The following is a 14,770-nucleotide window of genomic DNA, read 5'->3' as shown; positions in this document are numbered from 1 at the left end:
CGATCTACCACTGAATAAGTGTTCCGGTAGCGGGAAAACTCGTGAGGGTGGGCAGATGGTCGTCAACGCGCGGCGTTGCTCCCACACTCCCGCCCGGGCCGGAGACCTGGCGACCGACTGGGGACCACTGGAGGACGGGTGGGGAATCCGATAGAGGGGGCGCTCTCCATGACACCCCGCTGGGTCCTCCCCGTGCGCTACCGCGGCGCGCCGCTGCTCGTCTTCACGAGCGTGCTGTTCGCGGTGATGGCGCTGTGTACCCGCCTGCTCTCCGGCCGCCTGTCGCCGGGGCAGGTGGCGACCGGCCGCTTCCTCATCGGCCTGCTCTTCCTCGCCGTCTACTACCCGGCGCTGGGCCGCCGGCCGCGCTTCGGTCGCCTGCATCTGTGGGTGCTCCGGGGCGTCTTCGGAGGCGCGGCCGTCTATCTGTACTTCGTCGCCATCGACCGGATGACGGTGGGCCCCGCGGTGCTGCTCAACGCGTGCTGGCCCATCTACGCGGCCATCATTGGATGGGCCTTCCTGAAGGAGCGGGTGACGGGGGCGCTGCTGGTGGGGCTGGTGCTGACCACGGTGGGCGCGGGGCTCGTCATGTGGAGCACGATGGGCGGCGGCGTGTCGCTGTCCCTGGGGCTGGGCGCGTGGGCGGGCATGGGCTCGGCGGTGCTGGGCGGCGCGGCCGTCGTCGTGGTGCGCGCGCTGCGCCACGAGACGGACTCGGCCACCGTCTTCCTCTCCTTCTGTCTCTTCGGGCTGCTCTTCAGCCTGCCCTTCGCGTTGCACGACTGGAGGCCGCTCGGCTGGGATGTCGTTCTTCCTCTCCTGGGCGTGGGTTTGTCCTCCGTGGTGGCGCAGATGACCTTCACGTATGCGTTTGGCTACGTCACCGCGGTGGCCGGCGGGGTCGCCACCCAGCTCACGCCCGTCTTCTCGTGGGTGCTGGGCGCGGTGCTGTTGGGCGAGGCCGTCTCGCCGCTGGCCGTGACGGGTGCCCTGGTGTGCATGGTGGGTGTGCTCTGGGGCACGGGAATGCTGGAGCGCTGGCGCTCGACGCCGGCCCGCACCGCGAGCTGAGCAGCGGGTGGGGGTCCGGTTTCTCCTGATTGCTACCCGCCGTTCCTGAAAGAATTCCAGTCCCACCCGCGCACGAGGAAATGTCGTTCCCACCGCGGGGAACTCCGTTTCCCAAGCAGGCCCAAGGCTTGCCACGTTGGCCGGTGGACTTCGTCACCCCTCCATGATCGGGCACTCGGGTTGCAGAGCGCCCCCTCCGCCGGAATCGCGCGGTACGAGATCTCGCGGGTCCGGGCTCGGGGAAGTCGTGGGGAGGCTGGAATGCGACGTGTGTTTTGGGTGGCGTGGGTGGCGGCGGCGTTGGTCCTGGGGATGGGCTGTGAGCGCCCGTCGTCGCAGCGCGCGAAGAGCGCCTTCCTGGTGCGTCCCGAGACCATCGACTTCGGCGCCGCGGCGCTGGGCAGGACGAAGAGCTTCAAGCTGAAGCTGACCAACGGTGGCCGCGCCGCGTACCGCGTGGAAGGCGCCCTCTCCAGCATTCCGAATGTGTCGGTGCCGCCGTTCGAGCCTTTTACGTTGGGCGCGGGCGCGGAGCGCGAAATCGAGGTCCACTTCAAGCCCGACGTCGAGGGCTCGGTGCAGGGCTCGCTGGAGCTCATCACCGACGCGGACTCGCGGGGCGAGGTGCCGGTGTCCGGGCGGGGCGTGAAGGCCTTCCTGGAGGTGCCGGACACGGAGCTGGACTTCGGCAACGTGGCCATGGGCTTCGTGGAGATGCGGCAGCTGACGGTGCGCAACACGTCGGACGTGGACACGCCGCTGGGGGTGTCCGTCCAGGGCGCGGACGCGGACCAGTTCACCGCGGAGCGCGGCGAGCCGGAGATGCTGGCGCCGGGTGAGCAGCGGGTGCTGTCGGTGGCCTTCGCGCCCCGGCGGCTGGGCTCGGCGGCGGCGGAGCTGCGCGTCGTCGTGTGCGAGGGCTGTGAGCCGGCCGTGGTGCCGCTCAAGGGCATGGGCGTGGCCTCCAAGCTGGAGATAACGCCGCTGCGACTGGACTTCGGGCGCGTGGCGCTGGGGGCCAGCGCGGAGCAGTCCATCACCGTGCGCAACCAGGGCACGGAGCCGCTGCGCTGGTCGGGCGTCGAGCTGCAGACGAACCCCGGTGGTGTCTACCGCGTGGTGAGCGAGCCGGTGCTGAGCGGCGGCATGCTGGCGCCCAGCGCCAGCGTGGAGATTCGCGTGGCCTTCACGCCCGTGGTGCTGGGGCGGGCGGGAGATGGCCGGGTGGAAGTGGGAGTGCGGGAGCAGGGCTCCTCCGCGCCGGGCCCCAAGGTGTCGCTGACGGGCGAGGGTGGCACGTCGTGCGTGGCGGTGCTGCCGCGCAAGGTGGACTTCGGCGTGGTGGCGGAGGGGATGACGGCGACGCGCTCGGTGGAGGTCGTCAACCGCTGCCGCGACAGCGTGCTCGTCAACAACCTGCGGCTGGACACGGCGCAGGGCGGCTACTTCACCCTGGCGCAGGCGCCGGCCAGCGTGACGGTGCCCTCCGGCCAGTCGGCCTTCGTGGGCGTGACGTTCAGCCCTCGCGTGGGCGCGGCGGGTGTCAGTGAAGGCCAGCTCGCCGTCACGGTGCGCGCGGGGAGCATGACATCCACGGAGGCGGTGTCGCTGAAGGGCGAGGGCCGCGCGTTCAAGCCCTGCCAGTACGCGCTGCCGCAGCAGCTTCGCTTCGGCAAGGTGCCGGTGGGGGCGGAGGTGTCGCTGGGTGTGTCGCTGCGCAACACCGGCACGGAGGCGTGCTACCTGGCGTCCATGCAGCTGGTGGCGGGCTCGGACCCGTCCTTCTCCGCCACGGCCGTGCCCAACGGGGTGCTGCTCCCCAACCAGAAGACCACGCTCGTCGTGCGCTTCAAGCCGGAGGCGGAGGGCCCCTTCGAGGGGCTCGCGGAGGCGTGGGTGAACCACCCGTCGCTGGGCCATCCGCTGGTGACGCTCGTGGGCGAGGGCGTGAAGGGCTGCTTCGCGGTGCAGCCCACCACGGTGGACTTCGGCATCACCAAGCTGTCGTGTGGCCCGCGCACGCGGGAGCTCGTGGCCATCAACGAGTGCATCGGGCCCGTGAAGGTCTCCGGCATGGAGCTGGAGCAGACGGGCAGCGAGTTCGAGGTGACGTCGGCCAACCCCTTCCCGGCGACGATTGCGCCGGGCGCTCGGGTGAGGCTGACGGCGCGCTACACGCCGGTGGATGACGGAGATGACGCGGCGGCGGTGCGCTTCCGGCTGGAGGATGGCGGCGAGTACACGGCGGGCCTGGTGGGCCGGGGCGTGACGAAGGCGGAGCAGACGGACCGCTTCTTCCAGGAGTCGAAGGCGAAGGTGGACGTCCTCTTCGTGGTGGATAACTCCGGCTCGATGATGGAGGAGCAGCAGAGCCTGGGGCAGAACTTCGCGGCCTTCCTGAGCGCGGCGAGCGCGGCGGCGGTGGACTACCGCATCGGCGTCACCACGACGGGGTTGGACGCGTCCCCGGGTGGCTGGTCCGAGTGTCCTGGTGGCGCGCAGGGTGGAGAGAACGGGCGCCTGTTCCCGGTGGACGGCTCGCGGCCCCGCATCATCACCCCGGAGACGCCCGACGCGGCGGGGGTGTTCGCCGCCAACACGCAGGTGGGCGTGTGTCACTGGAACGAGCAGGGCCTGGACGCGGCGCACCGCGCCCTGTCGGACCCGCTGCTCTACAACCAGGATGACAGCCGCACCCCGCTGCCCAACGACGGCAACGGTGGCTTCCTTCGCGAGGAGGCGAAGCTGGCCATCATCTTCCTGTCGGACGAGGAGGACTTCAGCTCGCAGCCGGTGTCCTTCTACGAGACGTACTTCCTGGCGCTGAAGGGCAACGACAAGTCCAAGCTCAGCATCAACGCGATTGTCGGCCCCATGGACCTGGCCACCTGCCCGACGTCGAGCAGCTCCGGCAGTCGCTACATCCAGCTCGCGAACGCGACGGGCGGCGTGGCGGAGAGCATCTGCACGCCGAACTGGGCCGCGTCGCTGGAGAAGCTCTCCAACAGCGCCTTCGGCCCCAACCGCAACTTCCCGCTGACCGAGGTGCCCGCCGACTCGACGCGCATCGTCGTCCAGGTGGATGGCGTGGAGGTGACGTCCGGCTGGCACTACGACGCGCGCACCAACACCGTCATCTTCGACCGTGACGCCGCACCCGCGCCGGGCTCGCTGGTGGAGGTGACGTACCCGCTGGGCTGCAACTAGGAATTGCTCGCGAGGCAGTGACGGCGCCGCGCTCCACCTCCGGGGGAAGCGCGGCGTTTCGCGTCAGGGGCTTCGCTACGCGTTGCACCGTCGCTCGAACTGGTCGACGCAAAGGAACGTGTGCAGGAGGGTGGCGGCGAAGATGGCCGGCGCGATGCAACACCAGCAGAAGGGGATGGCGTTGCAGCACAGCATGGAGAAGACGAACGAGGACCAGGCCCAGGAAAGACAGGCGTACAGGGCAATGCACCAGCCCGTGTCCGCGCCCCCTCCAATGGGTGGTGGCTCTTTGTCGGAGCCTTGTCCTTTCTCGTGCAACTCGAGACCGACCGACTGGCGCCCCATGTCTGGCGACTGGAACCCGCGCAGACAGTGCTCCATGACTCCGCGCAGGTGCCCGACGACGTGGGTCAGGTCTCCTTCCGCGGCCGACTTGATGGCGGCGTCGAGCGTGGACAACGAGAGCTCCGCCATGGAGGCGCTGAGTCCCGGTTCATCGTTGAGCAGGTGAAGCCGGACGTCGGCCCGCATGTCCTCGAGCTTCTTCGCGCCACCGCGCTCCTTGAAGGCCGCGCGCACTCTCTCGAGGTGGGTGCTCCTCCAGCCTTCGTCATCGAGCACATGGTTGATGCGGTCGATGACCGTCTTGGCCTGCTCTTGCGCACGGTGGTTGGACCGCACCGCGGCGTCATGGTGAATCCTGGCGACCTCGCCTTCAAAGCCCAGCCCCCTGGCCCGGTCGAACCGATTCAAGTGCCCCAAGCTCCTCCCCGCCTCCGCGATGACCTCCCGGCCCTGCTCGATGACCTCCTTCAGGCCCATCGACCCGAGCAGGTCGGCGACCTGCTTTTCGGCGCGGTGCGTGGAGTCGGAATCTGCGCATGAACATCCCATGGTCGACCTGGCCTTTCCTGGAGTGGCAGCCGTGGCTGCCATGCCTGGTTCGAGTCCCGTCGCCCCGAACGTGACTTGCTCCGTCTGACGGAGTCGCCCCGGCTAGGAGGTCCTTTCGAGGGGGCAGACATACGCACCCACCTCGAGGAATTTTCGTTGGCCGGCATCCCACGCGAACTGCGTGGCGCCGCGCGGTCCATCGGCCCGGATGTCGACGACGACGTACTCGACCGGGTAGGTCGGCTCGCCGTTGCGTTGAGCGACCGCCTGGTCGGCCTCGCTGAAGTACGAGCCGGCGTCGACATGCGAGTGGTAGACGATGCGGGCCGGGGAATCACCGCCCAGGCTCTCCCGCAGCGCGAGGATGTCGCGCGCGTCCAGGTTGTATGCCGTGCGCGCGGTTCGGATGAACCGCGCTGGATTCTCGGCGTGCAGGCGATCCTGGATGTTCTCGCAGGCCGTCACCTGATCAGCGGTGGCCTGGCCGCGCGGTCCCCTGACGACTCCACAGCACTCGCGCGGATACTCCCGTCGCGCGTGCGCGTAGATCGCCGCCAGTGCGCCGGCTGACAGGGCGGGGTGGGGTGCTGACGGAGGGGGCATGTGTAGATGAAAGGTGCGACGCCCCTGCCGGATTCAAACCGACGCCCCCCGGTTGCAGGCTGACTGCTCTGCGGGCACTGACTCCTCCGAGCCCCTCCTTGGAGGAGTCGGGAGGGCTCAGCGGAGGATCTGTCCCGGTGTGTCTCGGTGCCCCGAGCCCTTCGCGCTCTGGGGGCTCGAGTCGTCCGCGCCGCAGTCGGGCGTCTTGCGGGACGCAAGCCGCTGCGGACCCGCGCGGACGGCTTGTTGGTAGCTGTCATTCTCCCCGTTCGCCATGCCCCGGCTGCTGCTGGGGCTGTCGGGGTCGGCGCTCGGGTCGGAGCGCGCCGTGCCTGGGGGCGGGAAGACACTCGGGAAGAGTCGCTCGAGGATGCGGCGAATCTTGGACAGCGCCGAGGCCGCCCCTGACGACAGCGCCGGGGGTCCCCCGGAGGGGCGCGGGCTGGTGGGACTGCCGTCATCCGCGCTGGGGTCTCCCCCCCGCGCGCCGCGCGCCGCCGCCAAGGGCTCGAACGTCGAGTGGCCCTTGAGCGCCTGTTGGAGCGGGGCAGAGGTGGCTGTGCCGGTCTGCCGGACCCCGGCTGGCTGGGAGGGCTCCGGGCGGGGCCGCACCGCGATGGCGAGATGACGCAGCGCGCTCGCCGCGTGACGCAAGGGAGACGACATGAGCGGGCTCCTGACTCCGGAAATCAACGTTGCTTCATTCTCCAGGAATCCGAGGAGAGAGTTGCCGATGGGCGCTCATTGTCTGGAATGCGATTCTTTCCAGAGGGCCACCTCGCGGGCCTGGGCCTGTTTGGCTTTGCCCGCGGAGGTGAAGGCGGCGAGGGCCTCGTCGGCGAGCGCGAGCGCCTGCGCCCGTGAGGACTCCGTGTCCCAGAGGGCCTGGGCCAGCGTGAACTGGAGCTCCGCCCTTCGAGTGGGGCTCCACCCCAGCGGCTGGATGATGTCGAGCGCGCGCTGAGCGGCGACGCGGGCGTGCTCGGGCTGCTTCAACTCCAGCCACGTGCGGGCCAGCTCCACGAGCGACGTGACGAGCCGGGGCTGACGCGGCCCGCCATCCGCCTCCTTGCGAGCAAGCACCGCTTGCACCTCCACCAGCGCCTCCCGCGCGCGGCCTGCCTTGCGCAGCACGGCCGCGCGCTCCTCCCGCGTGCGCAACGTGGCGGCGTCCTTCTCCCCGAGCAGCCGGGCTTGCAGCGCCAGCGTCCGGTCATACCCCTGCAGCGCCGCGACGAAGTGGCCCTGTCGGTCCTCGAGCGAGGCCAGGGACTGGAGGGACCTGGCGTACTCCGCATGCTCCTCGCCGAAGGCGCGCGCCGTCAGCACCAGGGCCTGCTCGTGGTGGGTCCGGGCCTGGTCGAAGCGCTCGAGCTGTTCGTGAAGCCGCCCCAGGTCATTGTGGAGGCGGATGGTGTCCAGGTGCGTGTCCCCGAGCGTGCCTGCGCGAAGCGCGAGGGCCTGCTCGTAGAAGGTGACCGCGGCCTCGGGACCCTCCAGCAGTCGGCGGGCATCCCCCAGGAGGATGAGGGTGTTGGCGATCACGGGATGGCCGGGGCCCAGCTGGCGTCGCTGGATGGCGAGGGCCCGCTCGTAGAGCGAGACGGCGTCACCCGGGCTGCCCTGTCGCGTGCGCACGAGCGCGAGGTTGGTGAGGACCTTGGCGGTGTCGAGGTGCTCGGGGCCCAGGGCTCGCTCGCGCAGGCCGAGGGCGCGCTGGTAGTGCTCCAGGGACTGGGGGAGCTGGCCTTCGCCGAAGTACACCAGGCCCAGGTTGTTCTCCAGCCGGGCCGCGCTCTCGTCATCCGAGCCCACGCGCTCCATCAGCGCCCGTGACTGGGCGGCCTGCTCCAGCCCGCGCTTCATGTCCTCCAGCTCGTAGCCGATGACGAAGACCAGGTCCGTCGCCGCGCGGAGGGCCAGCACGTCATGGCGTCCGGCGAGCGCGGCCCGCACGGCCTCGGTCCAGGAGCGCTCTGCCTCTTCGTTCCGGGCGAGCCGGTGCTCCAGCCAGCCCGAGACATGCAGCACCTCCGCCTCCAGCGGGCGGTAGCCGAGCGCACGGGCCTCCTCCAGCGCGGCCGTGGCCTCTGTCTTGCCCTGCGCGTAGCGCCCCGTCTCCAGCAACACCTGCGCTCGCGACAGGCGCAGTCGGGCCTGCTCCATCCGCGCGCGAGCGGCGGGGGCCTGGGGCTCGGGCGCGAGGGAGAGAATGGACTCCACGCGCGAGCAGTCCGAGACGGCGGGAAGTCGCAGCGAGGCCTCGGCGGCCTTCTGCACCAGGGCCGCATCCGCCCGCTCCAACATGTCAGCGAGGACGTCAAGGGATTGGCGACGGGAGTCCAGGCAGGCCATGCGCAGCGCGAGCACGTTCTCCGGTTGCTCGTGGCGCACGCGCGTGGCCTCGCACGTCTCGGTGTAGCCGGCCTCCCAGGCACGCGCGTAGGCGGAGAGGTTTCGCGCCACCGCGTCCATGGTGGAGCCCGCCAGGGAGGCGCCCGTGGCGAGCATCGCCGCGCGCACCTTGGCCTCACGGGAGGTGCTCCACACCGGGGCGAGGCGCGCGCTGGCGCCGGTGCAGGGCGCGGGCTCGGCGCGCAGCCATGGCAGGGCGGCGAGGGCCGACACTCCGGCGACGGCGCACACGGTGGCGAGCAGCCGCGTCCGCCGACGGGCCGGGTCCTTCGCGAGGTCCTCCAGGAGCGCATCCATTGAGGCGTAGCGGTCCGAGGGCGAGACGCTGAGGCCGCGCAGCACCACGCGGCGCACCCACGCGGGGACGTCCGTGTCGTGCTCGGGCGTCTGGAGGTGCTGGAAGTCTGGAGGGTGGCCCTTGGCGAAGGGGCGGATGCGGAAGAGGGCTTCGTACAGGGCGACGCAGAAGCTGAACTGGTCCCCTCGGGCATCCATGGGCTCGCCGCCCCATTGCTCGGGCGGAATGTAGGCCGGGGTTCCCATCAGCGAGCCCGTGCGCGTCAGCGGCGCCGCGTCATCGTCGGGCACGTCCGCGCGCGGAGGCGTGGGCAGGAGAGGTGGGGTGCCCTGGAGCCGGGCGAGCCCGAAGTCCATCACGCGAGCGCGGCCCTGGCCATCGACGAGCACGTTGTCGGGCTTGAAGTCGCGGTGGATGAGCTGCGCGGCATGGGCCGCCGCGAGGCCCTGGCCCGCCTGCTTGAACAGGTGCAGCACCTGCTGCCACGTGCGGGGTGCGTCCTTGAGCCACTTGCGCAGCGTGGGGCCCTCGACGAACTCCATGGCCATGAAGAGCCGGCCGTCCACGGTGCCCACGTCGAAGACGGTGATGACGTGAGGGTGGGAGAGCCGGGCCACGGCCTGGGCCTCGCGAAGCAGGCGTTGCTCCAGCTCTCGAGCGCCCGCGCCATCCAGCGCGCGCACCAGCTTGAGGGCGACCCTGCGGTCCAGCCTCGGGTCATAGGCGCTCAGCACCACCCCCATGCCTCCGGCGCCCACGCGGCCCAGGACCACATAGCGGCCCAGCTGGGTTCCTCGCGCGGGCGAGGTCGCGGGAGCAGTCGGCTTGTCGGTGCCGGGCTTCGCTCCGGGCACGTCCAGCAGCGTGGTGCGCGCGGGGCCCCGGGCCGCTTCACCCACCAACGCGAGGCACGCCGAGCAGCCGTCCAGGTGCTCCTCCACGGCCTGCGCCTGGGCGAGCCCGAGGGCGCGCTCGCAGTACGCCAGGAGGGTGTTCTCGTCGGGGCAGTCCATGGTCTCAGCGCAGCAGGTGCCTCACGCTCAAGTCCAGCCCGCTCAGGAGGCTGCGGGCCAGACTGTCCAGTTCGGAGTCTTCGACCTTCAGTCTCCGTCGCAGCTCCTCGTGGGTCCGCTCGGTGAGCGTGTCCCGCGCGGCCTTGAGCCACCGCGTCATCGTGGCTCGACTCACGCCGTGCACGCGGCCGATGTCCTCCACGCCCACGTTCTCCACGAGGTGAAGTCGGAGGAAGGCGCGCTCACGAAGCTCCATCGAAGCGAGCGCGGTGGCGATGGACGCCTCGATGTCCGCGTGGTGGCGGTGCTTCAGCGCGGCGAAGGAGGCGTCCTGGATGGGCAGCAGCGCTTCTTCGAGGGGCATGGGGCGTGCGGCGCGCTCACGCAGCTCCGTGAGCGCGAGCCGCAGGGCGACGGTGCGGACCCAGGTCTCCAGGGGCCCGCGCCCGTCGTATTCCGCCAGACGGGGTGGGGCTGCCTCGCGGGGAAGCAGCAGTCGTTCGCGCAGTCGCTGCATTGCTTCGTCCACCACGTCCGGGGCCATGTTTCTTCGCGTCAGGGCCTGACGCGCGGCGGGGAGGAGGTGACGCTCGAAGAGGGCGAGCGCCGCCGGGAGTCCGCCCGCACAGGCACAGGCGAGGTACAGGTCTTCCACGTGGCGGACCGGGGTCGTCCCGCCGCGCGCGCTCAGGTGGGAGAGGAAGACCTCCCGCTTCAGCACCACGCCAGGCCAGGCGGAGCTGGCCCTGAGGTACACGTCCTCGTCGGGGCGGGGTGGGTCCATGCCCGTGGAAGTGTACAACGCTGGCTCCTGTTCCAGACCCATGGGGGCGCGCCGGAGGGACGACGTACCGCGTCGAATCACCCCTGTGGCGGATGGATGGCCGTGGCGAAGCCGCCCGCGTGGTGCTCGGCGAGGAAGCGGGAGAGCTGCTCCGGAGACAGCACGCGGCAGGTGCTGGACGGGTCGTGGACGATGAAGTTGCCCTCGGGCGTCATGCCCGTCACGGCAATCCAGTGGCCGCCGGAGAAGTTGCCGGAGGCGTTGGGTGGCTGCTCGTTGGCGAGCATGACGCTGCTCTCGCCGTTGACGGCGACGAGGTTGCCCGCTTCGAGCTGTTGCTGAATCCACGCGGTATCGGAGCCGGCGCGGGTCTCCGCGGTGAGGCCCTGGTTCGCCGCCATCTGCTCGATGCCGACGTAGCCGGTGCCTTCCCCGCCCATGCCGATGGAGTTGGCGAGCTGGTTGATGAAGGCGCCGTCGGACATGCCTTCACCGAGTCCGTAGCCCTTGAGAATCATCGCCATCGTCGTGGGGCCGCAGTTGGAGAAGCGGTTCCAGTCGTCCTCGGTGCCATTGGAGGTGATCTGGTTGATGTACGGCACGGGGTAGCGCTCGCCTGGCGTGGAGGAGGTGGGGGGCGTGGAGCCCGGTGTCGGAGGCGCGGAGTCCCGGGGAGGAACGCCGGGTGAGGGGACGCCCTCGGGGCTCGTCGGAGGCGCGGGCACCCGGAGCGTGCTCCCGGCGTGGATGAGGTCCGGATTCTCCAGGCCATTGAGCTCGACGATCTGCCTCGCGATGTCCTCGACGGAGCCGGGGACGCCCTGCTGCATCAGGCTCCACGCGATGTCGCCCACGGTGTCACCGGGTTGTACCTGCCAGTCGGTGGTCGAGGTGGGCTCCGTCCTGCTGCGCAGCGCCGCGGCCAGCTGTTCGCCCAGCTCACGAGCCTCGTTCCGCTGGACCGCGGCGCCAAGCTGCTCGAGCTGCTCGGCGCGGCCGGGGTCGTTGAGCGCCTCACGAAGGGCTCGCTGCTGAAGCGCGGCCTGGAGGTCCTTGAGCTTCTCTCGTCCCGTCGCATCGCGGAGCGCCTCCTTGCGCGGGGCCGGCCCCTGGGCATCGAAGGAATCCATGCGATGCCTCGGTGCAGGTTGTCCGGCGGGGGTCCTTCCCGAAGGAGTCGACGTGTCGTGGGAAGGCTTCCGCACAGGGCGCGCGGCGAGAGGGTGCGGGAGGGAACGGATGGTCATTTCATACTCCGCTGAGAGCGTTTGGAGTGTTTGTCGATAAAGTGCGAATAATTGTTTCGTGTGTTCGTGAGGTTTCTCACGACGCCCCGAAGCGCTGGGTCGAATGGGAAAGTCATGTGAATCCAGTGGGTTGTGGTTTTTTTGAGGAAGATTGAGCCACTAATTCCCCAGGCCCCGTCTCCCTGGTGGAGGGATGTTTGAGATATTGATTGTGTCTGTGATTGGGCCTGGGGCCGGAGGCCCGGCTCGCGGGGCACTTGCCCCGAAGTGTGGGTTTTCAATCAGCGGTCGGTCCCCCGGGGCACGGATGACTCGACAGGGTGGATGAGCGGGTGCACCCTTTCGGTCGCGATGCCGGAGCCCCTCTTGGTTGCTGCCCTGGGTGACGTCCACGGTCGCTTCCACCGCGTGGAGACGTGGTTGGACGCGCTGGAGGAGTCGCGTGGCCGGCGCGTGGGAATGGTGCTGGCGGTAGGCGACGTGGAGGCGTTCCGTCGCGCGGATGACCATCGCCGCAAGGCCGCCAAGCGGACCATGCCCGCGGAGTTCGCCGAGTACGCCGACGGCCTCCGCCGCGTGAAGCGACCGCTGTACTTCATCGGCGGCAACAACGAGGACTTCGAGGCGCTGCACGACTTCCTGGACGGAGGCGAGCTGGCGCCGGGCGTCTCCTATCTAGGCCGCGCCGGCGTGCGAGAGCTGTGCGGGCTTCGCGTGGCCTACCTCTCCGGCATCAACGCGCCGCGTTTCATCGACCAGCCCTTGAAGCGCCCCATCACCCAGGACCTCATGAAGCAGGCGGGGTACTTCCGCGCGGCGGAGGTGGAGCGGGTGATGGCGCTTCGTGACGTGGACGTGATGCTGGTCCACGAGTGGCCCCGAGGCATCGTCCAGCGAGCCCGGGAGGAGAACCCCACGCCGCCTCGGCCCCTGCCTTCGTACTGGATTGGGAACGCGGTGACGCGGCGCCTGGTGGACACGGTGCAGCCGAAGTGGCTGCTGTGTGGCCACTCGCACAAGTCCTTCGCGGTGACGCTGGAGGGCACCGGGCGGCCCGCGACGCGCATCGCCTGTCTGGACCAGGCCACCCGGCCGGAAGAGTCGGTCTTCTGGCTGGAGTACGAGGGCACCACCGTCCAGCGCGTGGGGTGGGGCACCTCCGGTCAGGTGGCGTGGGAGGCTGGCCAACGCTGGGACATGTCGGCGCTGCCGCCCATTCCCGTGGAGAGCGATTCGAACGGGGATGACGCTCCAGTCGGCGCGATGTAGCGCCGCTCAGGGCTGTCCCACGTCCCAGTACGACAGGGACCACTGCTCGTCCGGTGTCGCGAGGATGCTCGGCGGAGGGGGCGGCGCTCCGGGGATGCTCGGCCTGCGTCGCACGTTCGTCTCCAGGAACTGGCGTGTGGCGCTCGCCATCGTGGCCCAGCCCCGGGCGATGCCCTCCGAGGACGCCGCTGGCGCCAGGCCCGGGGCCAGCACCGAGGCCGCGCCCACGCTGGTGAAGTCCAGGTGCCTCATCCCCCCGATGCGAAGCCGCCAGCGCTCAGCGCCACGCAGTGACTCCAGCAACCCGAAGTCGGGCACCATCGCGGCATCCCCCTCCTGATGGATGTGGAGCAGCGGGACGCGGTAGCGGTCCGGGTGGAACTCCGTCAGGCCCGTCAGCCAGTCCTTGCCCGCCTGGTTCGCGATGCCTCCGTCCAGGCTCACCAGGGCGGCGGACTCGGGATGCGCGAGCACGAAGAGGAACGCGGCGCGAGCGCCCAGGCTGTGTCCCACCACCGCCACACGTGAGGCATCGATGCGGCTGTCCGACTGGAGGAAGCGCAGCGTGCGCTCGAGCGCATGCGCCTGGGCTCGCGCGGTGGCGAGCACCTCCAGGTCTGGACCCGGAGGCGCGCGCCGCGTCGTTGAGGGCGTGGTCGCCACGATGTAGCCATGGCTCGCCAGGTACTCCGCCAGCACGGCCTGATGATGGGCGGACTGGTCGCGCCCCTGGGCCACCAGCACGAGCGGGAAGCGGCCCGGCGCGGGCGGCGCATCGGGCACGGCGGCCATGGGCGAGTCGAGCCAGGCGCTGGTGCTCTCCTCGGGAACGCCGTGGTCGACGAGGCTCTGCTCGTAGCGCGTCACGGCGTCGTTCGCGAGGCGTGCGTCGCCCGTGGCCTCGGGGTGTTCCTCGGTGCTGGTGAGCCCCACATAGTCGCGGTAGTGCACGCGGAGCGCCGGGTCTCCGCCGCGCGCGGGATACCAGAGGGTGAGCTGGAGCGCGGACGCGTCCGCCGTGTCCGGGGGGATGGGTCGCACGCGCAGCCCCACGTTCCAGGGCCCCGCTTCGAGCGGGCCCCACAGGGGCGGCGTCACCGCCACCGGCTCCGGAGGGACCAGCAGATACGTGGGCGCGAACCTGCTCGCGGACTGGCAGCCCGTCACGAGCAACAGCGCGAGCAGTCCTCCGAGCCACGCGAGGCGCGGTGCTCGCGCGGGGGGCCATCCCACTTGCGAGAGGGAGCTCAGAAGATGCCCGAGATGCCTGCCATGCGCGCGCCGGCGACGGGCATCAACCGGGCGGCGGAAGAGCTTCCACGGGAGGCCTTGGTCTCCACGGTGCCGGTGCGCCCGTGCAGCAAGAGGGGCACCGCCACGCCGAAGGCCGCGCCCAGCACGGCCCCGGTGGCCACGTCGGTGAGGTAGTGCTTGTCCGCGCCCATGCGCAGCAGGCCCACGGACGTCGCCAGCGGTATCCCCACCGCCCAGATCCACCCCTGATGCTCGTAGCCGCGCAGCGCGGCCACCGTGCCGGCGGACACCACCAGCGAGAAGGCCAGGCTGGTGTGTCCGCTATAGAACGACAGGTTGTTGTCGCTCGGATGCTCGGTGAGGCCCTTCTGGTCCTCCGGCAGCACGTGGACGAAGGGCCGCTCGCGGCCGGCGATGAACTTCACCGTCTGGTTGGCCAGCGTCGCCAGCATGGCGCTCTCCAGGATGATGGTCGCGTCCTGGGCGAAGAATCGGTCCGGGCTGTCGGAGGCGCGCCCCATCGCGAACTGGAGCCCCATCACTCCGGCCGGCAGCACGCCGAAGCCCAGGATGTTGCTCCACGTCGCAGCCCGGTGCCGCGACGCCTCCGTGTCTCCCGCGAGCCCCCGGCCCCAGCGGTCCACCCGGTTGAGGGTGTCCGTCCCATCGGGTGCCCGGTCGCACCAGCGACACGTCGCTGGCGCCAGGTCGT

11 protein-coding genes are annotated in these 14,770 nt (G+C 70.4%); 3 read left to right on the top strand and 8 right to left on the bottom strand.

The annotated features are described in order from the left end of the window. Positions 1–168: 168 nt before the first annotated feature. Positions 169–1,074, top strand: coding sequence for a DMT family transporter (locus ACN469_RS05730; RefSeq protein ID WP_498764931.1), 906 nt, complete (start codon positions 169–171; stop codon positions 1,072–1,074). A gap of 261 nt (positions 1,075–1,335) precedes the next feature. Further along, positions 1,336–4,281 carry a choice-of-anchor D domain-containing protein gene (locus tag ACN469_RS05725; protein ID WP_498764929.1) on the top strand — a complete coding sequence of 982 codons (2,946 nt, stop codon included), beginning with the start codon at positions 1,336–1,338 and terminating at the stop codon, positions 4,279–4,281. A 75-nt stretch (positions 4,282–4,356) separates the two neighbouring features. Here ACN469_RS05725 and ACN469_RS05720 read toward each other — a convergent pair whose 3' ends face one another. The 6 genes from ACN469_RS05720 to ACN469_RS05695 all read right to left on the bottom strand — a co-directional run bounded on the left by ACN469_RS05720 (position 4,357) and on the right by ACN469_RS05695 (position 11,418). Then, on the bottom strand, positions 4,357–5,175 hold the full coding sequence (locus ACN469_RS05720; protein WP_498764927.1) for a hypothetical protein: 819 nt from the start codon (positions 5,173–5,175) through the stop codon (positions 4,357–4,359). A gap of 102 nt (positions 5,176–5,277) precedes the next feature. Next, positions 5,278–5,778: a M67 family metallopeptidase gene (locus ACN469_RS05715; RefSeq protein ID WP_498764925.1), complete on the bottom strand. Its 501-nt coding sequence runs from the start codon at positions 5,776–5,778 to the stop codon at positions 5,278–5,280. Between the two features lie 117 nt (positions 5,779–5,895). Beyond that, positions 5,896–6,444 (bottom strand): hypothetical protein, encoded by a 549-nt coding sequence (locus tag ACN469_RS05710; protein WP_498764923.1) that lies wholly within the window; start codon positions 6,442–6,444, stop codon positions 5,896–5,898. 75 nt (positions 6,445–6,519) lie between these two features. Continuing rightward, entirely contained in the window at positions 6,520–9,504 is a 2,985-nt protein-coding gene (locus tag ACN469_RS05705) for a tetratricopeptide repeat protein (RefSeq protein WP_498764921.1), read from the bottom strand. Between the two features lie 4 nt (positions 9,505–9,508). Continuing rightward, the gene (locus ACN469_RS05700) at positions 9,509–10,306 is read right to left on the bottom strand and encodes a sigma-70 family RNA polymerase sigma factor (protein ID WP_498764919.1); all 798 of its coding nucleotides are present in this window, start codon (positions 10,304–10,306) and stop codon (positions 9,509–9,511) included. Positions 10,307–10,365: 59 nt separating this feature from the next. Next, a complete protein-coding gene (locus ACN469_RS05695) occupies positions 10,366–11,418 on the bottom strand; it encodes a C39 family peptidase (protein WP_498764917.1) in 1,053 nt (350 codons plus the stop codon). 468 nt (positions 11,419–11,886) lie between these two features. On the opposite strand from ACN469_RS05695, the gene ACN469_RS05690 reads away from it, so the two are divergent. Continuing rightward, complete coding sequence (locus ACN469_RS05690; RefSeq protein WP_498764958.1) at positions 11,887–12,804, top strand: metallophosphoesterase family protein; 918 nt, start codon at positions 11,887–11,889, stop codon at positions 12,802–12,804. A 6-nt stretch (positions 12,805–12,810) separates the two neighbouring features. Here ACN469_RS05690 and ACN469_RS05685 read toward each other — a convergent pair whose 3' ends face one another. Together ACN469_RS05685 and ACN469_RS05680 are read right to left on the bottom strand one after the other, a co-directional pair. Continuing rightward, on the bottom strand, positions 12,811–14,037 hold the full coding sequence (locus ACN469_RS05685) for a dienelactone hydrolase family protein (RefSeq protein WP_498764915.1): 1,227 nt from the start codon (positions 14,035–14,037) through the stop codon (positions 12,811–12,813). A 14-nt stretch (positions 14,038–14,051) separates the two neighbouring features. Continuing rightward, positions 14,052–14,770: phosphatase PAP2 family protein (locus ACN469_RS05680; protein ID WP_498764913.1), on the bottom strand; the 719-nt coding region annotated here is incomplete at its 5' end.

The organism is Corallococcus terminator, from assembly GCF_049194865.1.
In the GTDB taxonomy this organism is placed as follows: domain Bacteria; phylum Myxococcota; class Myxococcia; order Myxococcales; family Myxococcaceae; genus Myxococcus; species Myxococcus terminator_A.
Note: the sequence above shows the minus strand (reverse complement) of the source record. Positions and strands in the feature narration are given on the sequence as shown.

What these genes read in the sequence shown, in the direction of transcription:
- ACN469_RS05730 (WP_498764931.1), top strand. Translation starts at nt 169, where the DNA reads ATGACACCCCGCTGGGTCCTCCCCGTGCGCTACCGCGGCGCGCCGCTG.
- ACN469_RS05725 (WP_498764929.1), top strand. Translation starts at nt 1,336, where the DNA reads ATGCGACGTGTGTTTTGGGTGGCGTGGGTGGCGGCGGCGTTGGTCCTG.
- ACN469_RS05720 (WP_498764927.1), bottom strand. Translation starts at nt 5,175, where the DNA reads ATGGGATGTTCATGCGCAGATTCCGACTCCACGCACCGCGCCGAAAAG.
- ACN469_RS05715 (WP_498764925.1), bottom strand. Translation starts at nt 5,778, where the DNA reads ATGCCCCCTCCGTCAGCACCCCACCCCGCCCTGTCAGCCGGCGCACTG.
- ACN469_RS05710 (WP_498764923.1), bottom strand. Translation starts at nt 6,444, where the DNA reads ATGTCGTCTCCCTTGCGTCACGCGGCGAGCGCGCTGCGTCATCTCGCC.
- ACN469_RS05705 (WP_498764921.1), bottom strand. Translation starts at nt 9,504, where the DNA reads ATGGACTGCCCCGACGAGAACACCCTCCTGGCGTACTGCGAGCGCGCC.
- ACN469_RS05695 (WP_498764917.1), bottom strand. Translation starts at nt 11,418, where the DNA reads ATGGATTCCTTCGATGCCCAGGGGCCGGCCCCGCGCAAGGAGGCGCTC.
- ACN469_RS05690 (WP_498764958.1), top strand. Translation starts at nt 11,887, where the DNA reads ATGCCGGAGCCCCTCTTGGTTGCTGCCCTGGGTGACGTCCACGGTCGC.